Consider the following 23,169-nt stretch of genomic DNA (forward strand, 5'->3'; position numbering starts at 1 on the left):
TCAGCCGTGCAGGCTCGCACGCGTCTCGGCGAGCCCGTTGCGCAACGCCTCCCGGTAGATCCACAGGTCGCCGCCGTACGCGATGATGCGGCAGCCACGGTCGAGCAGCATAGTGGCCTCCTGCGTGCTCCCGGCCAGGAACCCGGCGGCCTTGCCGTTCCGCTTCGCCGCGCCGACCACCTTGTCGAGCGCACCGAGGTAGTCCGGGTGGTCGAACTGCCCGGGGATGCCCATGCTGTTGGTGAGGTCGGAGTGGCCGACCCACAGCACGTCGACACCGTCGACGGCCGCGATCTCGTCCACGGCGTCCAGCCCGGCCACGGTCTCGATCTGCGGCATGAGCACGATGTCGGCGTTGAAGTCGCGCATGTAGTCCACGGCGCCGCCGGTCGCGTAGTCGTCGTGGCCCACGCCGAACGCGGCACCGCGTACGCCCACCGGCGGGTACTTCGCCCACCCGACGATCTCGCTGGCGCTCTCCGCGCTCTCCACCATGGGGATCATCAGCCCGGTCGCGCCCGCGGCCAGTGCGCGTGAGACGTACGAACGCTGCGCCAGCGGGACCCGGACGAACGCCTCGGCCGCGGTGGGACGCGTGGTGGCCACCACGCCGGCGACGGTCTCCCAGCCCCAGCCGGTGTGCTCGTGTCGTAGATGACGAACTCCGCGCCGGCGCTCGCGGCGAGCCGCCCGATGCCCAGCGTCGCGAACTCCAACACGAACGTGCCGAGTACGACGTCACCTCGGCCCAACGCCTGCTTCACGGTGCCGCGCATCGTACCTCCCTGTCGTCGACGAGAACGCGCCGGCGGCAGCGGCCGCAACGTACACCGCGCCGGGCAACCTGCCGTCAATCTACGAGCCGGCCGGAAACGCGGTCAACCGGTTGACCGCGCCACCAGCGGGTTGCCTTCTGGCGGGCCGCCCGCACCCGAACCGTCGCGGGGAGCCAGCCACATCACGAACGTGCTGCCCTCGCCCACCGCGGAGAACAGCCGTACGTGGCCGCCGTGTGCCTCCACGATCTGCCGCACGATGGCCAGCCCGAGCCCCGTACGCCGGCTGCCTGAGTCGCCGTCGGCGGAGCGCCAGAAGCGGTCGAAGACCTGCAGCTGGTCGGCGTCCGGGATCCCAGGCCCGGCGTCGCTCACGGCCGCCCACAACCAGGTTCCGTTACGGCCGGCCGCGACGGTGAGCGTGGTGTGCGTGGGCGTCAGCCGCACGGCGTTGGAGAGCAGGTTGCCGACCGCCCTGCGCAGCGCGTCGTGGTCACCGATGGTCAGCAGGCCGCCCTGGATGGCTCTGGCGATGGTCAGGCCGCGCTCGGCCGCGAGCGGTTCGTACTCGTCGGCCGCCTCGTGCACGACCTTGCCCAGGTCGACGTCGGTGTCGTGGAAGGCATTGCCCGACCGGCGCGCGGTGGCGAGCAGGTCGTCGACGAGCTGCGTCATCCGCGTCGTCGCACGGTCGACGACAAGGGCGGCACGCCGCCGCTCGTCGTCCGTGGCGTCCGGAGCGGTCAGCACCGCGTCGACGTTGGCGCGGATGATCGACAGCGGTGTACGCAGCTCGTGCGACGCGTCGTCGACGAACTGCCGCTCGGCACGGAACGCTCGGTCGATGCGGTCGAGCATGGAGTCGACCGTGTCGCCGAGGTAGCGCAGCTCGTCCCGGGGCCCGCCGAGCTTGATCCGCCTGGACAGGTCGGTCGCCTGGATGTCCTCGGCCGTACGGGCGATCGCCCGTACGGGGCGCAGCGCACGACCGGAGAGCATCCAGCCGATACCGAGGCTCGCGACGAAGAGGCCGCCGAGCATGCCGAGCGAGTACGTACGCAGGTTCTGCATGGTCTGGTAGTTCACGGCCTGCTCGACCTGTTGCACCTTCACCACGTCGACCTGACCCACCACCTGCTCGCTGCCGCTGGAGTCGCGCAGCACCTTCTCGGCACGGTAGGTCTTGGTGATCGGCTGCGCCTCCGTGCTACGCGAGACCGCCAGGTAGATGCCGCCGAGCACGAGCGCGGCCAGCGCGAACAGCAGCGTCGAGTACATCACCGTCAGCCGGAACCTGATCGAGTAGACGAAGTCCGGCACCCGGAGCCTGGTCATCAGCCGTCCTCCTTCAGGCGGTAGCCGCGTCCCACGACCGTCTCGATCGGCGACGCCCCGTCGCGGGTGAGCTTGCGCCGCAGCGTGCCGACCGTTACCCGCACGGGTTGGTGAACGGGTCGGCGTTCTCGTCCCACACGTGCTCGAGCAGCTGCTCAGCCGAGACCACGTGCCCCGGCCTGCCCATCAGGTACTGCAGCACGCCGAACTCCTTCGGCGTCAGGTCGACGTGCCGGCCGTTGCGCCGCACCTCGTGCCTGGCGGTGTCCAACCGGAGTGCGCCGACGGTCCACACCGCGCTGACGTTGTCCAGGTCGCGTCGCAGCAGGGCCCGCACCCGGGCGAGCAGCTCGGCGAACGCGAACGGCTTGGCGAGATAGTCGTCGGCGCCCTCGTCCAGCCCGCGGACCCGGTCGGTGAGCCCGTCGCGTGCGGTGAGCATGAGGATGCGGACGTCGGCGGGTGTCATACCGTCGAGCTCGCCGCCGCGGATGGCCCGGCAGATCTGGAAGCCGTCACCACCTGGCAGGCTGAGATCGAGCAGCAGCAGGTCGTACGCGTTGCCGTAGAGCTTCTCGGACGCGACCCGTGCGTCCAGCGCCGTGTCGACGGCGTACCCGGCCCGTACGAGGCCGACCCGTACCGCCTCGACCAGGTCTTCCTCGTCTTCCACCACGAGAATCCGCGCACCTGTGCAGCGCCTCAGTTGGTCCGGATGATCCGCCGTGCCTCGTCGACCGCCTCGTCGACGGGGATGGCGAACCCGATGCCGATGGATCCGCCGCCACCGCCACGGCTGAGCGTGGCGATCGCCGTGTTCACCCCGATCACCTCGCCACGCGCGTTGACCAGCGGCCCGCCGGAGTTACCCGGGTTGATCGACGCGTCGGTCTGCAGCGCCTGCCGTCGCTCCCCCTGGCCGAGCCGTACGTCGCGGTCGAGTGCGCTGACGATGCCGCCGGTGACCGTGCCGGCGAGGCCGAGCGGCGAACCGACGGCCAGCACCGGGTCGCCGACCCGCACGTCCCTGGACCGGCCGAGCGGCAGCGGCGACGGGCTGGCCGTCTCGTCGACGGCGAGAACCGCGACGTCCGCCGACGAGTCGGCGCCGACCAGCGTCGCGTCCAGCCGGCGGCGGTCCGCGAGCACGACGGTGATGTCGCTGCCTGCGGCCACCACATGCGCGTTGGTCAGCACGTGTCCGCGCTCGTCGAGCACGAACCCGGACCCGCACGCTCGCGCACCTGATCACCGGCCGCGAGACGGCCGAGACCGCGCTGCCCTGGGTACGTGGCGGCTCGCCGCGGTGGGAGCCCGAGCCGCTGCGGTGGCTCGGGGTGAACGCGGGTACCTGCGTGTTCGCCCTGGCCGACCGTACCGAGGCGGCAACCGGCCGGCCGTCGCCGTTGGCACGCAGGTTCTGGAGCCTGCTCGGTCACTGAACGACGACGCGCAGGGCGTCCGGTGTGCTCGTGACGGTGACCGGGGTGCGGCCCCAGACCTCGCCGTCCACGTCGATGGGGAGCACCGGGTCGGTCACCAGGTGGACCTCGCGCGCCGTCAGGTACTGCCCGGCGACGAGGCGACGCCTGTCGCCGTGGAGCAGCTGGTCGATCATGGCGGCCGAGACGTCCGAGCGCGAGCGTTCACCCAGCCGGTAGACCACGAGCTGGCGGTCGTCGACGCTGGCGTCGTGCGCGATCGCGAAGCCGGCGTGGAAGCGGCCGTTCGCGATGTTCAGCTGGTGGGTCGACAACGTCTGGCTGCCTTCTGGCGTCGTGACCGTGGCCAGGAACGCACGATGACGCGGAAGCGCGCACAGCGCGGTCAGGGCGTACGCCGGCCGGCCGAAGAACCGCTTCAGGGCATGCGGTGCACGATCCGCGACATCGACCGACAGACCGACACTGGTGAGGTTGGCGAACAGCCGCTCCCCCGACTCGCTGGTGACACGGCCGAGGTCCACGGCAGCCACCTTGGCCGCGGCCACCGTTCGCAGCGCCGCCCGCAGGTTGAGTGGTACGTCGAGCGACCGGGCGAAGTTGTTGGTGGTGCCCAGGGGCAGCACGCCGAGCGCGACGTCCTGGTGTGCCAGCTCGTGGGCCGCGGTGGACAAGGTGCCGTCACCGCCGCCGACGATCACCAGGTCGGGACGCATGGCCATGGCGCGGCCGAGCGCCGCCGGCAGGTGGCTGGGCTCGAGTACGGTCAGCTCCGCCAACGGCCGCACGCCCGCGCGGCGCAGCAGCGGAGCCACCTCGGCGGCCGCCCTGCGCGCATGGCGTGACGTGAGGTTGACGACGACCACGACCCGTGAGTGTCGGCGGATCGCCGTGCGGAGTTCATCCGTGGTACGCATCCCACCCGCATTCTCCCCGCGGCGGGCGGCTAACGGTGATCGAGCTCGGTCCGGTGCCTGTCGAGTACGGACGTGAGCAGCCGGATCAGCTGGAGCCGTTCGCGATTGGTGAGACCGACGAGCAGCGCGGCCTGGGCGCGGAAGAGCAGCCGGTCGAGCTGGTCGAGGCGCTGCCGCCCGGTGTCCGTCAACGTGATGCGGGTGCGCCGGCGGGCGGCGTCGTCCGCCGTACGCGTGACGTGGCCGGCCCTGGTGAGGATGTTCACCGTCGCGGCGACGTCGCCACCGTCCAGGCCCGTCGCCCGCGCCAGCTCCGACGGGGTGAGTGCGTCGACCTCGCGGAGTGCGGCGAGCACGAGGTAGTGGTGTTCCCGTGCGTCCACGGCCGCCAGGCTGCGGTGCACGCAGTCCCTGGCGATCTCCGCCGTCTCGGCCACCAGCGAGGTGGGCAGCGACGCCAGCTGCGACGGCAAGTGGTGGGTGCCCGCCATGACAGGACCTCTCGGACGAGACGATCGCGAGCGTCGAGCATCACCGATGCGGCGCCGGACGTCGTTGTCCTGGCCGTACAAGCCGTTACGGCGGGATTGTCACGGCGCGACAGGCTCAGCGTGCGGGACGGTCTACGGCGAGGCTGACGAGCATGGCGAGGCGCTTCCTCGGGTCGTCCAGCTGGAGGTTGGCGACGTCGGTCATCTTCCGCATCCGGTAGCGGATGGTGTTGGGATGGACGTCCAGCAGCGCCGCGGCGAAGCCGAGGTCGCCCTGTGCCTCCAGCCAGGCGCGCAGCGTCGGCACGTACTGGGTCGCGTTCGCCGCGTCGTGCCTGGCGAGATCGGCGATCGGCCCGCGCGCAGGGGTGCGCCCGGTCGCGGCCGCAGTGCGCAACCGATGTAGCAGGATCTCGTCCCAGGACTCCTCGTAGCTGACCGGCTGTGCGTCCGGCATGGCGGCGTGCAGCGCCAGGCACTCGTCCGCCTCGCGCCTGCCGGCCGGCAGCTCGCCGGGATCCGCCGCGCCGCCGATGCCGGCGGCGACCGTGACGTCGCGGGGCAGGTTGCGGACCAGGTCCGCGACCCACTGCCGCGCGGCGGCGACGTCGTCGTCGCACGGCAGCACGGTGTAGACGGTGTTGCCGAACAGGGTGCTGCGCCCCGGCCGCGACCAGCCGAAGCCGGTGGTGGCGCGTTCGAACGCGAGCAGCGTCACCGCGTGGTGTTCGCTGCCGCGGTGTGCCTGCAACGCGATGACACGGAACTGGCCGGGTGGCAGGCCGAGCCTGCCGATCACCACGGCAGCGTCCGACGTGCCCTCCAACAGCTGGCTGACCAACTCGGACTCGACCTGCCGCTCCAGGTCGGCGCTGACCCGCGAACGGAGGAGATGCAACGCGACGGTGTGCGCGCCGTTGGCGAGCGCCTGCGAACGCTCCGATGACAGGGGCGCGTCGCAGGTGACCCAGACCGAGCCGAGGAGCTCCCGCCCGGCCCGTACGGCCACCACGGTCCGCCCGTGCAGGCCGTGCTCCTCCGAGGGCCGCACGAACAACGGCTCGTCGGACACCGTGAGATGGGTGAACACCCCGCGCTCCTCGAGGAGCGCGCGAAGCTCCGCCGGCATCCGCCTGGCGAGGATGGTCTCGAGACGTGCCGGGTCGACGTCCTGCTGCCCCGAGTAGGCCAGCACGTGCGACCGCTGGTCCTCGATGGTCACCGCGCCGCCCACGCCCGCTGCGACGGTGTCGGCAAGCGCGAACAGGTCGATCGGGCCGCGACCCGACTCGGTCTCGCGGCCCTCGAAGACCAGGCCGTGCACGACCTCGGAGATCTGGCTCCAGGAGACGGCCGGGTCGACGACCAGCAACGCGATCCCGCGCTCCCGCACCGCGGCGACGACGTCGGCACCTGGGTCCGCGTCGTCGCGGACGACGGCTACCACGGCGTGCGCGGCGGCGGCGAGGTCGAGTGCGGCGGACACCGAAGCCACGCCGACGGCGAGGAACGCGTCGCCGAGTGCCGGCGCGTCCTCCGTCGGGTCGTGCAGGACGACGCTGCGCAGCTCGATGTCGCGCGCACGGCCGGAACCGATCACTCGGGCGCCGTAGCCACCGAGCACGTTGATCAGCCGGTCCAGCTTGACCATCGCCCCTCCCTCCTGCGAGCACTGTACGCATCGCTCGATCCCGCTACCTGCCTCGGCCGGTGGACAAAACCGCGTGCCGGGATTGTTGCGTCCGGACAATCGGCCGGGCAGCTGTGTCGTGGAAGCTCGAAGCGAGTTGCGTCGGAAACGGCTGTGGGAGGAAGGTCATGGACCTCGTGCACGCCGGCCGCGGCCCGCGTACCGCTGTCGTGGTGGGGGCCGGGGTGGTCGGGCTGTCGACCGCCTGGTTCCTGCAGCAGCACGGGCTCGAGGTCACGGTCGTGGACCGCCGGGAGGTGGCTGCGGGAGCGTCGTGGGGCAACGCGGGCTGGTTGTCGCCGGCGCTGGCGATCCCGCTGAACGAGCCGTCGGTCGTACGGTACGGACTGCGCGCCCTGTTCGACCGCGACGCACCACTGCACATACCGGCGACGCTCGACATGGGCCGGTGGCGGTTCCTGACCAGGTTCGCGGCGAACTGCACCTGGCGCACCTGGGAGCGTGCGATGCGCGCCAACCTGCCGTTGAACACCAGCTGCCTGGACGCGTTCGACGAGCTGGTGGCCGGTGGTGTCGACGCGACCACGACCAGCGCGCCCGTCACTGCGGTCTTCACCACGGCCGCGCACACCGCGCGCCTGCGCAGGGAGCTCGACCGGATGCAGGCGGCCGGCCAGCCGCTGCGTTACAGCGAACTGGCCGCAGGCGAGGTCAGGGATGCGGTCAAGCAGGCGTCCCGCGGCATCGGCGCCGGCGTGCGGATCGACGGCCAGCGCTACGTCGACCCGGGCGAGTTCGCCACGGCGCTGGGCAAGTCGGTGGGCGACCGCGGCGCATCGATCCGTACCGGCTTCGACGTCGTCGAGACGGTACGGCGGCGGCACCGGCTCGCGGTGCGGTCGAACGACGGCGAGTCGGTGAAAGCGGATGTGGTCGTCCTCGCCACGGGTGCGTGGCTCGGCCGTCTCGGCCGGCGCAGTGGCGTGCGGGTGCCGGTGCGGGCCGGTCGGGGTTACTCGTTCACCGTCCCGACCGACGAACCCGTCTCGGGGCCGATCTACCTGCCGGACGTGCGGGTGGCGTGCACTCCGTACCGCGGTGCGCTGCGGGTCGCGGGCACCATGGAGTTCCGCGGCCCGGACGACCCGCTCGACGCCGCTCGGATCGACGCCATCGTCGCCTCGGTGCGGCCGTTCCTCGACGGCGTCCGCTGGGACGAGCGCACCGACGAGTGGGGCGGCCCGCGGCCGGTGACGCACGACGGACGGCCGCTGATCGGCGCCGCACACCCGCCCGGGCTCTACGTCGCTGCGGGGCACGGCATGTGGGGCCTCACCCAGGGACCCGTGACCGGCCGGCTGCTCGCCGAGCAGATCACGTCAGGCACCCGGCCGGCCGCCCTGCACGACTGCGACCCACTGCGCTGACGCCGACGGAAGGAACCGACGACGATGCACGACTACCAGCCTGCCGTGGAGCAGGACGACGACGAGCCGCTCGACCACGACGAGCGCGCCGAGCTGCACTGGCTGCGCGCGGAGAACAAGCTGCTGCGAACCGAGCGCGACATCCTGTCGCGCGTCGCCTCCGGCCTCGCCGAGGACACGAACGCGAGCCTTTCCGCCTCTGGACCTACCGCAGCAGCTGAAGAGACCCATGACGACGAGTGCACGCACCTGGCTGACCCGGCAGGCGTTCGAACAGCTCCACCGGGAGCTCGACCAGCTGCTCGGCCAACCCACCGCAGGCGCCGAGCCCAGCGGCACGACGGCCGGCGAGTTCGACCAGGAGCCGGTGATCAGCGCCGACCGCCGGGCGGCCCGCATCCGACAGATCGAGGACCTGCTCCAGCACGCCGTCGTCGACGAGACGCCACCCGACGACGGTGTCGCCGAACCGGGCATGGTGCTGACCATCCGGTTCGACGACACGGCCGAGACGACGACGTTCCTGCTGAGTGTGCGCCACGCCAGCGAACCAACCGGCCTGGACGTGTACTCCCCCGAGTCGCCACTGGGCGCGGCACTGTACGGCGCCACGGAGGGCGAACAACGGACCTACGCCGTCCCGAGCGGAGCGACCGTACGGGTGACGCTGCTCCGCGCCGTTCCGTACGGTCACCATCGCGAGGCAGGCGGAACCTGACCGGCGGGGGTTAGGCCGCCGGGTCCTCGTCCGGCTCGAAGGTCGTGCCGGGTGCGCCGAGGGCCGCCGCCCATGCGAGGGCCCGGTCGGCCTCCTCGTGGCGGGAGCCGCGCTGCAGGGTCCTGGCCAGCAACAGCGCCGCGTACGCGGCGCAGGCGTCCTCGGCGAGCAGTGCACGCGCCGTCGCCTCCGCGCGGCCAAGCTGCCCGGAGTGGAAGTAGGCGCGGGCCAGCAGCTCACGCGCACTGGCCAACCCGTGCCCCGCGGACCCGTCCGCTGCGTCGGCGAGCAGCTCTTCCAGGACACGCGCGGCCGTCAGGTAGTCGCGGTGCTCGAACAGGCTCTGCGCCCACCGGAACCGCTCGTAGTACCCCACATCGGCACCTCCCCTGGATAGCGATCGCTACCGTCAACAAGCTGGCGCTGGTTTCATTCCCGCGACGCCGTCAGGCGGACGGTCGGAAGGTGGCCACGACCGGACGGTGGTCGGAGACCGGTTCGTCGCGCCGCCGGCGAGGGTCGTCGCCGGTCGAGGTGGTGCCGATGTCGACGGTGCCGACCTCGTCGACGGCGTCGACGAGCGCGCGGCTGACCAGCAGGTGGTCGATCAGCTCCCGCCGACCACGGTAGACCCGGGTGAACCGGTCCTCGGCCGGGATCAACGGCGCCAGGTTCCACAACCGCTGCCCGTCGCCCTTGTCCGGGCGGTCGAACCCGCCGCTACCGATCTCCGACCCCGGCGGACCGTGCAACAACTGCGTGGTCGTGACGTACGAGCGGACGGCAGCTGCCTCGGCCGCGCGCCGGTGCAGCGCGTAGACCGCGTACCGCGCACGCTCACCCTCGTCCCGCGGCGTGAACCGGCCACCGGGGAAGCTCAACAGCTTGCTCTTCAGGTGGCAGGTGACCACGTCGACAGTCGTGCCCGCGACCGTCACACGTACCCGCAGCCCCGCACGGCCCAACGTGGTCAGCTCCGTGCCGTCGTCGTCGACGCGTACCGGCCCGAGCTCGCCGGGAAACTCGACGACCTGCTCGACCCGGGTCAACCGCCGCCGCGCCAGCACACCGACCCGGATGCCACGGCCGTCCGGCTCGCGGCCAGGTTCTCCAGGTTCCAACTGCCGACGGTCACAGCCACTACGGCGCCCTCCCACGCACGATGCTCGTACCGGCAACGTAACGACCGCGCGAAGCACCCAGGGGCGTGTTCACCTGACCGCCGTGAGGCGTTGCGGATCCGTTCAGGCAGGCCGGTCGGCGCGGTGTTGGCGCGGTGTGACGCCGCGGGCCCGTTTGAACGCCACGCTCAGCGCGAAGGCGTTGGCGTAGCCGACCTTGCGCGCGACGGTGTCGACCGTTGCGTCGGTGTGCCGCAACAGGTCTGCGGCCAGTGTGATGCGCCAGCCGGTGAGGTAGGTCATCGGCGGTTCGCCGACCAACGCGGTGAACCTGCGGGCGAACGCGGCACGGGAGCCGCCGACCTTCGTGGCCAGCGAGGCCACCGTCCACGGATGGGCGGGGTCGTCGTGGATCAGCCGCAGCGCCGGCCCCACCAGCGAGTCGCTCTGCGCGCGGTACCAACCAGGTGCCTCGGCGTCCGGGCGGGCGAACCACGCGCGCAGCGTCGCGATGAGGGTCAGGTCCAGCAGCCGGTCGAGCACCACCTGCTGGCCCGGTTCTTCCCTGCCCACCTCGACGGCCAGCAGGTCGAGCACCGGCAACTGGGCGTCTTCACGCGGCACGAGCACGACGGCCGGCAGCGCGGTCAGCAGCCGGCCGCCTACGTCGCCGGTGACCTGGTAGGTGCCGCTGGCCACCACGGCCGAGCCGTCCTGGCTGTGCCCGCTGGTGCGCGGCCCGAGCTGCAGGTCGGCGGTGACGTCGACACCGTCCATCGTGGTCAGCCGGTTGCCGGGGTGGACGATGAGCGACGGTGGCGTGTCCGGGCGGTCGCCGACGGTGTAGGGCTGCGGGCCCTTGATGATCGCCACGTCGCCGGTACGCATGAGGACGGGTTCCGCGTCGTCGTCCGGCACGATCCACGCGTGCCCGCGCAGCGACGTCGCGAGAGCGAGCATGGCGCCGTCGGCGATCCGCAGCGCCCACGGCGGTTCGAGGACGGCACGGCAGAACGCGGCCGAGCGGGCTCGGACGCCGTCCAGTAGATCCGCGAGCGCGTCCACCCGATCGAGTGTAGACGGACGGACATGAAAGCGAGCAGGACGAATATGGCCCGTCTCGCCGCCACCCGGTTCAGTGGAGGACAACAGATCCTGCGACCGAGAGGACCACACCATGTACGCGATCACCGGCGTCACCGGACATGCCGGCGGCGCGACCGCACAGGAGCTTCTCGCCACCGGCGAACGGGTGCGGGCAGTGGTCCGCGATCCGGCGAAGGGCAACGACTGGTCACGCAACGGCGCCGACGTCGCCGTCGCCGACTTCACCGACCGGGCGGCACTCACCCGCGCGCTGAGCGGCTCCCGCGGCGCGTTCGTCATGCTGCCGACCGTCCCGACGGGAGCCGATGCCGACCACCGCCGGCTGGCCGACTCGATCGCGGGCGCGGTGGGCGACAGTGGCGTGCCGCACGTGGTCGCGCTCTCGTCCATCGGGGCCGACCTGGCCGAAGGCACGGGGCCGATCCGTTGGCTGCACCACCTGGAGAACCGGCTCCGCGACACCGGTGCGGTGGTGACGGCGCTGCGGTCACCGCACTTCCAGGAGAAGGTCGAGACGGTGCTCGGCGCGGCCACCAACGCCGGCGTGTACCCCGTGTTCGCCGAGTCCGCCGACATCGAGACGCCGATGGTGGCGACCCGCGACATCGCAACCGCGGCCGCACGAGCGCTGCTCTCGCCGCCGTCCGCCAGCGAGATCGTCGACCTGGACGCACCGAGCTACACGGAGCGGCAGGTCGCCGAACGGCTCGCGGCCGTGCTCGGCAAGCCGCTCGACGTGGTGACGGTGCCGCGGGCGGACTGGGTGGGCGTCCTCGTCGACGCGGGCGCGCCGCCCGTACTCGCCGAGGAACTCGCCGCCCTGTACGCCGCGGAACACGACGGCCTCCCCCAGCCGCGCGGCGACCGACGACACCTGTGCACCACGGGGATCGAGCACACCCTGCAGCAGGTCGTGCAGGTCGCCGCCTGACAGGTGCATGGCACGGCCGGACCACGACGGAGCGCACGGCGCCTGGCCAGGGCCCGCAGGTGCCGCCGACGTGTGACTGCGCCGGCGCCGGGTAGGTGGCGTAGCGAACCGGCAACCGTTCGCGCAGGAGCGTCAGCATGGCCAGCTACCTGGGTCCAGCGGACTTCGGACGAGGTCCGTTCGACGAGTTCTTCGCCCGCTTCTTCGGTCCAGGAGCGACCCGCTCGTCGCAACTCGTCGCCACCGCCGTACGTCAGGCCACCGCGAGCTGCTGGAGCGTACGGGCATCAACGTGGACGCGCTCGCCGAGCAGCTCGGCGGGCACGCCGGCGACGCGGAGACCGACGGCGCGCACCCGACGACGCTGACCCCGGCGAGCAAGCGGGCGATGCTCGACGCGCACCAGATCTCCCGCGCGACCGGATCGACGTACATCGGCCCCGAGCACCTGCTGCTCGCGCTCGCGGCCAAACCCGGAGACCCCGGCGGGGCGCCTGCTCGCCGACGCACAGGTGACACCGGAAGCACTGCAGCGGGCGGCAACGGAAGCCAGGCCCACGTCCGGCGGCAGTACCAGTCGGCGGACGCAGGCGCCGACCATCGACCAGTTCGGCTCCGATGTCACCGCGCTGGCGCGCGACGGCAAGCTCGACCCCGTCGTTGGCCGCGCCGACGAGATCGAGCAGACCGTCGAGGTGCTCTCGCGCCGGACGAAGAACAACCCGGTGCTGATCGGCGAAGCCGGTGTAGGGAAGACCGCGATCGTCGAGGGCATCGCGCAGCAGATCGTCGCGGGCGACGTACCGGACACGCTTGCGGACCGACGGGTCGTCCAGCTGGACCTCTCCGGCATGGTCGCCGGCACCAGGTACCGCGGCGACTTCGAGGAGCGCGCGAAGAACCTGCTCGACGAGATCCGCGCGCACGCCGACGAGCTGATCATCTTCATCGACGAGCTGCACATGATGGTCGGCGCCGGCAGCAGCGGCACCGAGGGCACCATGGACGTCGGCAACCTGTACAAGCCCGCGCTCGCCAGGGGCGAGCTGCACGTGATCGGCGCGACCACGCTGGACGAGTACCGGCAGAGCATCGAGAAGGACGCCGCGCTCGACCGCAGGTTCCAGCCGATCCTCGTACCGGAGCCGAGCGTCGACGACACCGTGACGATCCTGCGCGCACTGCGCGACCGGTACGAGGCGCATCACCAGGTGCGGTTCGCCGACGAGGCGCTGGTCGCGGCCGCCGAGCTCTCCGACAGGTACATCAGCGACAGGTTCCTGCCGGACAAGGCGATCGACCTGATGGACCAGGCGGGTGCCCGGGTGCGGCTGCGTACCAGGGCGCCGTCCACCGACCTGCGCTAGCTGGAGCAGCGGCAGGACGAGCTGGTCCGCAACAAGGACCAGGCTGTGGCCGGCGAGCAGTACGAGCGCGCGTCCGAGCTGCGCGACGAGATCACCGACGTACGGCAGCAGCTCGACGCCGCGCGGCAACGGCGCGAGCCTGCGACCGCCGAGGTGCACGTGCAGGACGTAGCGGAGATCGTCTCCCGGTCGACCGGGATCCCCGTCAGCCAGCTGACCGAGGAGGAGAAGGAACGGCTGCTGCACCTCGAGGAGCACCTGCACCGGCGGGTCGTCGGCCAGGACGAGGCGGTGGACGCCGTCGCCGAGGCGGTGCGGCGTGCCAGGTCCGGCCTCGGTGACCCGCGTCGTCCGGTGGGCAGCTTCCTGTTCCTCGGGCCGACCGGCGTGGGCAAGACCGAGCTGGCCAAGGCGCTCGCCGAGGCGCTGTTCGGCGCCGAGAGCCGGATGGTGCGGCTGGACATGAGCGAGTTCCAGGAGCGGCACACCGTCAGCCGGCTGATCGGCGCACCGCCCGGGTACGTCGGCTACGGCGAGTCCGGCGAGCTGACCGAGGCGGTCCGGCGGCGGCCGTACTCGCTGGTGCTGCTCGACGAGGTCGAGAAGGCGCACCCGGACGTCTTCAACCTGCTGCTGCAAGTGCTCGACGACGGGCAGCTGGCCGACGGGCAGGGCGTACGGTCGACTTCGGGAACACCGTGCTGATCATGACCAGCAACGTGGGCTCCGAGCTGATCACCGGGAGCGCCGGCGCGGTCGGGTTCGTCGGCGGCGAACCCGAGCAGCAGGGCAGGTCGTTGGAGGACCGCCTGCGGCCACGGCTGCGCGACACGTTCCGTCCGGAGTTCCTGAACCGGATCGACGAGGTGGTCGTGTTCCGCAGGCTGGAGACAGCGCAGCTGCGACAGATCACCACCCTCATCCTCGACGACACGAAGCGCCGCCTGCACGGCCAGGACATCACCCTCGACCTCACCGACGAGGCCGTCGACTGGCTGGCGGCCCGCGGCCACCAACCCGAGTTCGGCGCCCGCCCGATCCGCCGTACTGTCCAGCGCGAGGTGGACAACCAGCTGTCGCAGATGCTGCTGGCCGGCACCCTACGCGCCGGCCAACAGGTGACCGTCGCCCTCGAGGACAACACCCTTGCCTTCGACGTCCACGAAGGACCAGCGAGCTGACGAGCCGTTACCGGCCGGGGAACTCCTCGTCGTCCTGGGGTTCTGGCCGCTGCTGTTCGACGGCATCGGCTGTTGGCGCCTCCGGGTCTTCCGTCGGCGGCGCATCTGCAGCGCCCGGGTACTCGTCGTGCTCCTCGTCGACGGGAGCCACCTCGGCGCGCTGCTCGGCCTCGTCCGCCCGCGTCGCTTCCTTCTCCGCCGCAGGCGGCGAAGTCGCGAACGTGTCGTCGCCGGTCAACATGGGTCACCTCCGTCGCGATGGGCGTCAGCGGCCGAGGGCGTTCTGCAGCTGCCGCTTGGTCATCTTCGAGCGGCCCTTGATGTTGCGCCGCTTCGCGTCGTTGTAGAGCTGTGCCTTCGTGGGGCCACCGGGGCCCTCGCCTCGGCCCGAACGCCTGCCGCCGCGCTGCTGCGGCGCGACGTCCTTCGTCGACACCTTGCTCTTCCGCTCGCTCTCGCCGGTACGTGCCCGGCTCTTGTTCACCGTACGCGCGGCGATCTCCTCCGCCCGGTCCTCGCCGGCGCCGCGTTGCTTCTGCGACTTCTTGATGTGCTCGTACTGGCGTTCACGCTTCTTGCCCCATGCTTGTTGAGGCATCGTCGGCCTCCCACTCTCGCTGCTGGTTCCACCGCACTGGTTCCCCAGGCCCGGCAGGTGAAACACCGGCACCGGCGTAGCCGTCAGCTACCGGCGCCGGCCGTGCAGTTCGAGCGCGGCGGCGGCCGCCGCGATGCTCTCCAGGACGGCGCGGATCGCCGGGCGGCGGGTCGCCTCCGGATGGTGCGCGACCACCAGCCTGCGCTTGATCGCCTTGGTCAACGGGAACACGTCGACGGTGTCGGGGCAGAACACCTTGCCCAGGTCGGACATCAGCGTGATGCCCGCGCCGGAGGCGACCATGGCGAGCGCGGTGGCCTGCTCGTCCACCTGGTGGGTGACGCGCAGGTCGAAGCCGGCACGCCGGCAGGCCGCGCGGACGGCGCGCCCGTAGTACGTGTGCGGACCGGAGATGACCCAGTCGAGGTCGGCGAGGTCGGCCAGCCGGACCGGCCCGTCGGTGAACTGACCCGCGGGCGCGGCGAGGTGCAGGTCCTCCACACCCACGGAGACGGTACGCAGACCGCTGGGCCACGGCTCGGACGCGTCCGGGTAGTCGATCATGAACGCCAGGTCGAGGTGGCCGTGCCTGAGGTCGACGACGGCGTCCTCAGGGTCGGTCTCGCGGGTGGTGAGGCGGATCTCCGGGTGTCGCTCGGCGAGGTCGGCGGTGACGGCGGGCACGAGCGCGGCGGACACCGTGGAGAACACCCCGGCCATCAGCTCCGCCGCCAGCGTGTCGCGCACCTGCTCGACGGCGGCCTGCGCCTGCTGCTCGGCGTCGAGGATCACCTCCGCGTGCTCGGCAAGCACGCGACCGACGTCGGTGAGCCGCACGCCACGGCCGACGCGCTCGAGCAACGGCGCACCCACTTCGTCCTCGAGCGCGGCGAGTTGCTGGGACACCCCTGAGGGTGAGTAGTGCAGCGCACGGGCTGCCGCGCTTACCCCGTCACGGCGGGCGACCTCGCGCAGCATACGGAGTCTGTGTAGCGCAAATTCCATGCATGAATCCTAAACGATACGGTGCGCTTTTCTTCACTGGACGCTAAGGCTGAAGCTGCCCAGACTGAACCCGTGGGATCCATTCATTACGTCCAGGAGAGGAAACAGAGTTGACCGGTGTGGTGCTCGACGGAGCCGGTTGGTTGGGCGGTGTCGCAGTCGCTGTGGCCTACGTGTTGGTCGCCACCAGGCGTCTCAGTCCGGATGCCCGGATGTTCCAGGTGCTCAACATCATCGGCGGCGTGCTGCTGACCGCGACCACGCTCTATCGCCAGGCGGTGCCGAACACGGTCATCAACGTGGTGTGGATCGTCTTCGGCATCTACGGCATTGTCACCGCACGACGCCGACAACGAGCGGACCGCCAGGCCCCCGTCGAGGCACTCGCCGCCTACGACGTCGAGCCGTACCCGGCGACAAGCAGCGCCACCCCGGAGCTCGTCGAGGCACGCTGACCCGGCGAGGACCGATGAGTTCTCCCCCGTCCCGCGGTCTGTACACCCGGACCGCTCAACGAGGAGGACGTCATGGTGCAGATCGGTGCCGCACTACCGATTGCGGGTCGCGACATCTCGGCCGAGGCCATCGCCACGGTCGCGGAGACCGCGGAGCGCATGGGTTTGGGCAGCGTGTGGACGAACGAACGGCTGCTGCGGCCGGTCGAGCCGATACCGATGGGCGGGCCCGGCGGCCCCGTGATGGACGGCCCACCCGAGTGGGCGAACATCTACGATCCGCTCGAGGCGCTGAGCTATGTCGCGGCGCGTACCGAGCGGATCCTGGTCGGCACCAGCGTGCTCGTGGCGCTGTTCCAGGCGCCCGTGGTGCTCGCCCGCCGGCTCGCCACCCTCGACCACCTCAGCGGCGGCCGGCTGCTCGCCGGTGTCGGCCAGGGCTGGATGGCGCAGGAGTTCGCCGCCGCCGGCGTGCCGATGCGGCGGCGCGGCGCCGGGTTCGAGGAACAGCTCGAGGTGATGCGCGCGGTCTGGGGACCGAACCCCGTGCGCTACGAGGGCCGGTTCTACCAGGTGCCCGAGTGTGAGATCGGCCCGAAGCCGGTGCGTCCAGGTGGGCCTGCCGTGCTCGTCGGCGCCGCCACTCCGCGGTCCGTCGAGCGAGCCGCCAGGCTCGGCCTCGGCCTCACGCTCGTCGTGTTCGACTGGGACGCGCTGCGCGAAACGATCTCGACGTTCCGCCGCACCGCGGCCGCCGCCGGGCACGACGGGGACGCGCTGCCGCTGACCGTTCAGGTCAACGGTGCGGTGTCGGCGGACGGCCCGGCCGACGACCGGGCGCCGCTCACCGGCGCCGTGGAACAGGTGGCGGACGATCTCCTCGAGCTCGACCGCCTCGGCGTCGACCACGTCTTCTGGGCGATGATCGACCCCGGCGAGCAGTTGGACGTCCTTGGTCAGCTCCGCGCGGCATACGCCGAGCGGAGCTGACCGGGCACAGCCCGCGATCCCTACGGCCGACCGACGGCGTCGACGAGCTCGCGCGCCTGCGCACCTCCGCTCTCCCTGGCGCAGTGCGCGCAGCAGAAGAAGCGCCGGTCGAGCGCCACCCCGTGCCCGATGATGCGACAGGAGCAGTGTTCACAGATCGGCGCGAGCCGCTGGATCGCACACTCGAAACAGTCGAAGGTGTGGGTGTTCCCCGCTGCGGTGACCTCGATGCTGAGCGCGTAGTCGTTGCCGCAGACCTCACAGACGGCCATGGCTGCCTCCTCACGATCGGGCTCCCTGGCTGTCACCATCTACGCTGGACCACGCGCGCCCGACCGGCAACCCTGCACCAGTTCGGCAAGCGTGTTACTAGCCGCAATCCGGTGGATGGCGTCTCTTCACCGGCTGGGTCGAATGGCCGCAGTAGCGTCGGGTCGGTGAGGATCGCGTTCGTCACCGAGTCGTGGCATCCGTCGACGGACGGGGTCGTCACCCGCCTCTCCGCCACCGTGCGGGAGCTGCGCCGTCGCGGGCACGAGGTGCTGGTCGTCGCCCCACGCGGCAGGTCGAGCCAGTTCGGCGGCGTGGAGGTACGCGAGGTGCCTACGGTCGGCGTCCGGTTCATCTACGGCGGCCGCCGGTGGGGCCTGCCGCTGCCCCGGGTCGGCCGCTATCTCAGGGAGTTCCGGCCCGATCTCGTGCACGTGGTCAACCCGGTGCTCCTCGGCATGGCCGGGGTGTGGGCGGCCAGGCGGGCCGGGATCCCGCTCGTCGCCTCGTACCACACCGACGTGAGCCGCTACGCGCGCTTCTACCACCTCGGTTGGCTGCAGCCCCTGATCCGGTGGGTGGTGAGCACACTGCACCGCCAGGCCGTGGTGAACCTGGCCACGTCGCGCCAACGGTGCGACGAGCTGCGCTCCTTCGGTGCCAGCGGTGTGCGGCTGTGGCGTCGCGGCGTCGACCTGGAGCTGTTCCACCCGGCACGCCGCACCCGCAGCGCCGACACGTCGAGCCGGATCGACGCGCTCTACGTCGGCAGGATCGGCAAGGAGAAGGACATCCACCGACTGACGTCCCTGGTGCAGCCACCTGGCCGCGTCCACCTGACACTCGTGGGCGACGGCCCGGACCGGGAGCGACTGTCGCGGGCGTTCGCCTCCGTTCCCGTCAGCTTCACCGGCACCCTGCACGGCACGACTCTCGCCGAGGCGTACGCCGACGCGGACGTCTTCGTCTTCCCGTCCACGACGGAGACGCTCGGGCTCGTGCTGCTCGAGGCGCTGGCTTCCGGGTTGCCTGTGGTCGCGGTCGACACACCTGCCAGCCGCGAGATCACCGGCGACTGTCGCGCCTGTCGGCTGTTCCCCGCCGACCAGGCGGACCAGCTGCCGCGTCTCGTCGACGAGCTGCTCGCCGCCGTGCCGCGGAGGGAACGCACCGCAGCCGCCCGGGCCGAAGCGCAGCGGTGGAGCTGGCAGGCGGCAACCGACGACTTGCTCGCCCACTACGCCGACGCCTGTGCCGGTAGCCGCGGCCGGCCGGCTGCCACCGCTGGTTCACCGCACGCTCCTGCCGGTGCCCGTTCCGCCTGACCGAGCGCCGCCGCCGGCGGTCAGCCGGACTTGCCACACAGCGGGTACAGGAACGGCCACGGGTCGACCGCGCTACCGCCGCCGGGCCAGCGTTCGAAGTGCAGGTGGTAGATGGTGCCCTGCGCGTCACCGGTCATACCGACCCGGGCGACCAGCTGGCCCGCCTCGACCCGCTGGCCCGTACTGACGAGGTTGACCTCCTGGTGGGCGTAGTAGTACGAGTCCCCGCTGTCGCCCTTCAGGATCAGCGCGATGCCGCCGAGCGTGTTCGAGTACGCCCGGCTGACCGTGGCGTCCTCGACGGCGTAGATCGGAGTGCTCTTCGGTGCCGCGATGTCGACACCCTCGTGGCTGCGCCCGCCACCGCGCGGGGCACCGAAGGTGTTCATCATCGTGTACGGGCTGCCGATCGGGCAGGTGAAGCGGCCGTCGACCCGGGACCGGGTGGCACGCTCCTTCTTCCGCTTGGCGGCGTCCTCGGCCCGCCGCTCGGCCCGGCGCTTGGCGGCGAGTTTGGCCGCCTTTCGCAGTGCAGCGTTCAACTCGTCGCGCTGCGACGCGAGCTGCGCCTGCTTCGCCTTGGCTCGGCCCTTCAGTTCCTTCAGGTCCGCCAGCTGACTGTCCAGCTTCCGGCGGTCCCGCCCGGCCTCGCGCATCGTGCCGTCGTCGGCCGAAGCGAGCACCGACATGGTGGTCACCCGATCCGCGATCTCGTCGGGTCTGCCTCTGCTGGTGAGTGCGAGCGCGGAGGTGTCCACCCCACCGTTGATGTAGGCGACCTGAGCGATCCGGGCCACGCGATCGCGCGACCGCGCCAGCCGGGCCTTGGTCTCGTCGACCCGCTTGGTCACCTTCGCGGTGCGCTTCGCCAGCGCGCCGGCCTCGTCCTCGCTCTTCTGGTACGCGTCCACGACGTCCGCGAGCCGCTCCCTGAGCTCGTCGGTGTCGGGCGTCTCCGCCCTGGACAGGGGTTGTCCGTTCGCGGACGGCGCGGCGTGCGCGGGGCTGCCGGCGAGCAGCAGCGCAAGCGCCGCGGCGACGACGGCGAACAGACGAAGTAGATGTCCGGGGCGTCTCATGGGGCGTCCGCCACTCTAGGCGAAGGTCACGAAAAGGTCACGCCCGATCCGCCCGAACCCGACAAACGTGACCGACGCTCACGCTCGGCAACAGCCTTCCGCCACCGGGAACACCACCCCCTCCCCGACGGCGAGGTCCTGATGACGCAGTCAGGGACGCTGGCGCACGACGGGCGCAGCAAGTTCGGTGCCGCAGACGCGGACGGCTTCGCGCCGAGCGACGCGGTCGGGGTCGTCGTACTCAAGCGGCTGGCCGACGCCGTCGCCGACGGCGACCGGATCCGCGCGGTGATCGAGGGCAGCGCCGTCGGCAACGACGGCCGCACCGGCGGCTCGCTGCTGACCCCTTCGGTGGCCGGGCAGACCGAGGTGCTCCGGTGGGCCTACGAGGACGCCGGGGTGTCCCCGGCGGATGCGGACTTCGTCGAGGCGCACGGGGTGGGCTCACCCACGCTCGACCCCGTCGAGTTCACCGGTCTCGGCGAGGTGCTCGGCGTGGGCAGGCCGCCGGACCGGCCGTGCCTCGTCGGCTCGGTCAAGACCAACGTAGGGCACGCGGAGGCCGCCGGCGGTATCGCCGGCCTGCTCAAGGCGGTGCTGTACCTGGAGCATGGCCAGGTCCCGGCCAGCCTGCACTTCGACACCCCCAACCCGGCGATCGCATGGGACGAGCTGCCGCTCGTGGTACCGACGACGTTGCAGGAACTGCCCGACCGCGGCAGGCCGGCCGTCGCGGGCGTCAGCGGGCAGGGCGCCTCGTCGCTCAACGCGCACCTCGTACTCCGGCAGGGCCACACACCAGCACGTCGGCCCGACGCGGATGGCGAGACGTACGTACTGCCGCTGTCGGCCCGCTCCCCCGCGGCGCTCGATGCGCTTGTCCAGGCGTACGTGGAATACCTCGGGCCGGACGGGCAGGGCAACGGGTTCGCGCTACGCGACATCTTTACAGCGCGGCGACCCGCCGCCAGCACCACCGCTGCCGGTTGGCGGTGGTGGGCCGTTCGCACGAGGACATGATCGCCGCCCTGGGCGGTGTCCACCCGCCTGCCGTGGATGACCGGCTCCACGCGGTCGGCGCGGTACCGCGCGGGCCAACCGGTGGGCTGGGCCGAGCTGTTCGCCGACCGCGGCACCTTCGTCCCGGTGCCCGGCCATCCCTGGCGGACGAAGCGGTACTGGTTCGGCGAGCGGACGACCGGCGAGGACGCCGACCCGGTCGACGCGATCCTGCGCAGCTACGCCTACACGTCCTACTCGGACGACTCGGCGCTGTCCGACATCGGGATCGACTCGCTGGCGAGAGTGCAGATCCTCGTGGAGCTCACCCAGGACCTCGGCCACGACGTCGACGCCGACGACCTGGCCGAGCTGCCCACCGTGGGCGCGTTCCGGAAGTGGTGCCGCACGCTGGTCGCACCGGCCGCATGACCGGCGAACCGCAGACCACGTACGCGTGGTTCACCCGCTCCGCCGACCGGTTCGATGCCAGCCCGGCACTGGAGGTGGGTGCCGAGACACTGACCTACCGCCAGCTGCGGCACCTCGCGGAGCGGTTCGCGGCCCGGCTGCTCGCCGCCAACGACGGCGTCGCACCGGCGCGGGTGGGGCTGCTGGCGAGCCGGTCGGTGACCGCGTACGTCGGTTACCTCGCCATCGCGCGGCTCGGTGCGGTGGTCGTGCCGCTCAACCCGGAGTCCCCGCCGGCCCGCAATGCCGCCGTGGCTGCCGCCGCGGGCCTTGACCTGGCCGTCGCGGACGCCCCCGGCGCCGACCTGGGTGTCCCGTTGCTCGTGGCGGATTCGGTAGCGCTGGCGGCGATGGGCGCGGAGCCGTTCGCCGAACTGCCGGCGTGCCCGGCCACCCCGGACGACGTCGCGTACGTTATCTTCACGTCCGGCTCGACCGGCAACCCCAAGGGCGTGCCGATCCTGCACCGCAACGTTTCCGCCTACCTGACCCAGATGGTGTCGCGGTACGAGATCGGCCCCGGCAGCAGGCTCTCCCAGGCCTTCGACCTCACCTTCGACGGCTCGGTGCACGACCTCTTCGTCGCCTGGGCCTGCGGGGGGCACGCTCGTGGTGCCGAGGCGCGGGCAGCAGCTGTCGCCGGTCAAGTTCATCAACGCCCACCGGCTCACGCACTGGTTCTCCGTGCCGTCCGTGGTGTCCTTCGCGGCACGTCTGGACACCCTGCAGTCGGGCAGCATGCCTACCTTGCGCTGGAGCGTGTTCGGCGGCGAGCCGCTCACGCTGCCCCAGGCGCATGCGTGGCAGGCGGCCGCGCCGGCCAGCACCCTGGTCAACCTGTACGGCCCGACGGAAGCCACGGTCTCGTGTACCGAGTACCGGCTGCCGCGCGACCCTGCGCAGTGGCCGATGCCGGCGGGCGGCACGGTACCGATAGGGACCTGCCACCCGTCCGTGGAGTTCCGGCTGCTGGACGAGAACGGCAACCCCGGCGCCGAGGGTGAGCTCTGCGTCCGCGGTCCGCAGCGCTTCCCCGGCTACCTGGACCCGGCGAACGACGTCGGCCGGTTCCTGGCCGTCGACGAGGCCGGCACCGTGCACCCGTACACGGGAGACGCCACTCACCGACCGGCACTGGTACCGCACCGGCGACCACGTCACCGTGCAGGACGGCCTGCTGGTCCACAAGGGGCGGATGGACCACCAGGTGAAGATCCGCGGCCGCCGGATCGAGCTCGGCGAGATCGAGGCACTGCTCAGGGAGAGTGGCGGCGTAACGGACGCCATCGTCACGGCCGTCGAGAGCCCGGACGGCGAGCCGGAGCTGTGCGCGGCGGTCAGCGGGACCGACCACGACACCGACGAGCTGTACTCCGCCCTGGCGGCCCGCCTCCCCCGCTACATGCTTCCTCGCCGGATCACCGTATTCGAGGAACTGCCGCTGAACGCGAACGGCAAGATCGACCGACGCACCCTGGCGTCGGCGCTGGCTGGCCGGCCGGGAGGCTGACCG

General features: G+C 71.6%; 21 protein-coding genes and 5 pseudogenes. 11 read left to right on the top strand and 15 right to left on the bottom strand.

Going from position 1 to position 23,169, the window contains the following annotated elements; translation table 11 throughout:
• From GEV07_12290 to GEV07_12305, 4 genes and pseudogenes are all read right to left on the bottom strand, one after another.
• Positions 1-776 (bottom strand): annotated as a pseudogene (locus GEV07_12290) (aldolase).
• Between the two features lie 102 nt (positions 777-878).
• Positions 879-2,111: a HAMP domain-containing protein gene (locus GEV07_12295; GenBank protein ID MQA03460.1), complete on the bottom strand. Its 1,233-nt coding sequence runs from the start codon at positions 2,109-2,111 to the stop codon at positions 879-881.
• Positions 2,111-2,787 (bottom strand): annotated as a pseudogene (locus GEV07_12300) (response regulator). Before GEV07_12300 ends, GEV07_12295 begins: the two are co-directional and overlap by 1 nt.
• A gap of 26 nt (positions 2,788-2,813) precedes the next feature.
• Positions 2,814-3,329: a trypsin-like serine protease gene (locus GEV07_12305; protein MQA03461.1), complete on the bottom strand. Its 516-nt coding sequence runs from the start codon at positions 3,327-3,329 to the stop codon at positions 2,814-2,816.
• 11 nt (positions 3,330-3,340) lie between these two features.
• Between GEV07_12305 and GEV07_12310 the strand changes: the two are divergent.
• Positions 3,341-3,553, top strand: a pseudogene (locus GEV07_12310) (FAD-dependent oxidoreductase).
• Here GEV07_12310 and GEV07_12315 read toward each other — a convergent pair.
• The 3 genes from GEV07_12315 to GEV07_12325 all read right to left on the bottom strand — a co-directional run bounded on the left by GEV07_12315 (position 3,547) and on the right by GEV07_12325 (position 6,612).
• The gene (locus tag GEV07_12315; protein ID MQA03462.1) at positions 3,547-4,470 is read right to left on the bottom strand and encodes a diacylglycerol kinase; all 924 of its coding nucleotides are present in this window, start codon (positions 4,468-4,470) and stop codon (positions 3,547-3,549) included. The pseudogene GEV07_12310 and the gene GEV07_12315 overlap by 7 nt on opposite strands.
• Before the next feature lie 29 nt (positions 4,471-4,499).
• Positions 4,500-4,961, bottom strand: coding sequence for a MarR family transcriptional regulator (locus tag GEV07_12320; GenBank protein ID MQA03463.1), 462 nt, complete (start codon positions 4,959-4,961; stop codon positions 4,500-4,502).
• 115 nt (positions 4,962-5,076) lie between these two features.
• Positions 5,077-6,612 (bottom strand): PucR family transcriptional regulator, encoded by a 1,536-nt coding sequence (locus tag GEV07_12325; protein ID MQA03464.1) that lies wholly within the window; start codon positions 6,610-6,612, stop codon positions 5,077-5,079.
• Positions 6,613-6,779: 167 nt separating this feature from the next.
• On the opposite strand from GEV07_12325, the gene GEV07_12330 reads away from it, so the two are divergent.
• Together GEV07_12330 and GEV07_12335 are read left to right on the top strand one after the other, a co-directional pair.
• Positions 6,780-8,039, top strand: coding sequence for an FAD-dependent oxidoreductase (locus GEV07_12330; protein MQA03465.1), 1,260 nt, complete (start codon positions 6,780-6,782; stop codon positions 8,037-8,039).
• Positions 8,040-8,268: 229 nt separating this feature from the next.
• Positions 8,269-8,757, top strand: coding sequence for a transcription elongation factor GreAB (locus GEV07_12335; protein ID MQA03466.1), 489 nt, complete (start codon positions 8,269-8,271; stop codon positions 8,755-8,757).
• A 10-nt stretch (positions 8,758-8,767) separates the two neighbouring features.
• Here GEV07_12335 and GEV07_12340 read toward each other — a convergent pair whose 3' ends face one another.
• The 3 genes from GEV07_12340 to GEV07_12350 form a co-directional block, all read right to left on the bottom strand.
• Positions 8,768-9,133 carry a hypothetical protein gene (locus GEV07_12340; protein MQA03467.1) on the bottom strand — a complete coding sequence of 122 codons (366 nt, stop codon included), beginning with the start codon at positions 9,131-9,133 and terminating at the stop codon, positions 8,768-8,770.
• Between the two features lie 70 nt (positions 9,134-9,203).
• Entirely contained in the window at positions 9,204-9,878 is a 675-nt protein-coding gene (locus GEV07_12345) for a hypothetical protein (protein MQA03468.1), read from the bottom strand.
• Between the two features lie 123 nt (positions 9,879-10,001).
• Entirely contained in the window at positions 10,002-10,943 is a 942-nt protein-coding gene (locus GEV07_12350; protein MQA03469.1) for a helix-turn-helix domain-containing protein, read from the bottom strand.
• Positions 10,944-11,055: 112 nt separating this feature from the next.
• Here GEV07_12350 and GEV07_12355 point away from each other — a divergent pair, with 112 nt between their 5' ends.
• Together GEV07_12355 and GEV07_12360 are read left to right on the top strand one after the other, a co-directional pair.
• Positions 11,056-11,916: an NAD(P)H-binding protein gene (locus tag GEV07_12355; protein MQA03470.1), complete on the top strand. Its 861-nt coding sequence runs from the start codon at positions 11,056-11,058 to the stop codon at positions 11,914-11,916.
• A gap of 137 nt (positions 11,917-12,053) precedes the next feature.
• Positions 12,054-14,464, top strand: a pseudogene (locus GEV07_12360) (AAA domain-containing protein).
• 7 nt (positions 14,465-14,471) lie between these two features.
• Here the strand turns inward: GEV07_12360 and GEV07_12365 are convergent.
• The 3 genes from GEV07_12365 to GEV07_12375 form a co-directional block, all read right to left on the bottom strand.
• On the bottom strand, positions 14,472-14,705 hold the full coding sequence (locus tag GEV07_12365) for a hypothetical protein (protein MQA03471.1): 234 nt from the start codon (positions 14,703-14,705) through the stop codon (positions 14,472-14,474).
• A gap of 24 nt (positions 14,706-14,729) precedes the next feature.
• Positions 14,730-15,062 carry a plasmid stabilization protein gene (locus GEV07_12370; protein ID MQA03472.1) on the bottom strand — a complete coding sequence of 111 codons (333 nt, stop codon included), beginning with the start codon at positions 15,060-15,062 and terminating at the stop codon, positions 14,730-14,732.
• Positions 15,063-15,149: 87 nt separating this feature from the next.
• A complete protein-coding gene (locus GEV07_12375) occupies positions 15,150-16,067 on the bottom strand; it encodes a LysR family transcriptional regulator (protein ID MQA03473.1) in 918 nt (305 codons plus the stop codon).
• A gap of 110 nt (positions 16,068-16,177) precedes the next feature.
• Here GEV07_12375 and GEV07_12380 point away from each other — a divergent pair, with 110 nt between their 5' ends.
• Entirely contained in the window at positions 16,178-16,522 is a 345-nt protein-coding gene (locus GEV07_12380) for a hypothetical protein (protein MQA03474.1), read from the top strand.
• A 72-nt stretch (positions 16,523-16,594) separates the two neighbouring features.
• Complete coding sequence (locus GEV07_12385; GenBank protein ID MQA03475.1) at positions 16,595-17,512, top strand: TIGR03619 family F420-dependent LLM class oxidoreductase; 918 nt, start codon at positions 16,595-16,597, stop codon at positions 17,510-17,512.
• A gap of 20 nt (positions 17,513-17,532) precedes the next feature.
• Here GEV07_12385 and GEV07_12390 read toward each other — a convergent pair whose 3' ends face one another.
• Complete coding sequence (locus GEV07_12390) at positions 17,533-17,784, bottom strand: Prokaryotic metallothionein (protein ID MQA03476.1); 252 nt, start codon at positions 17,782-17,784, stop codon at positions 17,533-17,535.
• A 165-nt stretch (positions 17,785-17,949) separates the two neighbouring features.
• Here GEV07_12390 and GEV07_12395 point away from each other — a divergent pair, with 165 nt between their 5' ends.
• On the top strand, positions 17,950-19,107 hold the full coding sequence (locus GEV07_12395; GenBank protein ID MQA03477.1) for a glycosyltransferase: 1,158 nt from the start codon (positions 17,950-17,952) through the stop codon (positions 19,105-19,107).
• Between the two features lie 20 nt (positions 19,108-19,127).
• On the opposite strand, the gene GEV07_12400 is transcribed toward GEV07_12395, so the two are convergent.
• On the bottom strand, positions 19,128-20,186 hold the full coding sequence (locus GEV07_12400; GenBank protein MQA03478.1) for a peptidoglycan DD-metalloendopeptidase family protein: 1,059 nt from the start codon (positions 20,184-20,186) through the stop codon (positions 19,128-19,130).
• Here GEV07_12400 and GEV07_12405 point away from each other — a divergent pair.
• The 3 genes and pseudogenes from GEV07_12405 (at position 20,169) to GEV07_12415 (ending at position 23,166) form a co-directional block, all read left to right on the top strand.
• Positions 20,169-21,206 carry a hypothetical protein gene (locus tag GEV07_12405; GenBank protein ID MQA03479.1) on the top strand — a complete coding sequence of 346 codons (1,038 nt, stop codon included), beginning with the start codon at positions 20,169-20,171 and terminating at the stop codon, positions 21,204-21,206. The two genes, GEV07_12400 and GEV07_12405, sit on opposite strands and share 18 nt — an antisense overlap.
• 36 nt (positions 21,207-21,242) lie before the next feature.
• Entirely contained in the window at positions 21,243-21,617 is a 375-nt protein-coding gene (locus tag GEV07_12410) for a hypothetical protein (GenBank protein ID MQA03480.1), read from the top strand.
• Positions 21,614-23,166, top strand: a pseudogene (locus GEV07_12415) (amino acid adenylation domain-containing protein). Before GEV07_12410 ends, GEV07_12415 begins: the two are co-directional and overlap by 4 nt.
• Positions 23,167-23,169 lie beyond the last annotated feature (3 nt).

This window comes from Streptosporangiales bacterium (assembly GCA_009379825.1).
Classification (GTDB): Bacteria; Actinomycetota; Actinomycetes; order Streptosporangiales; family WHST01; genus WHST01.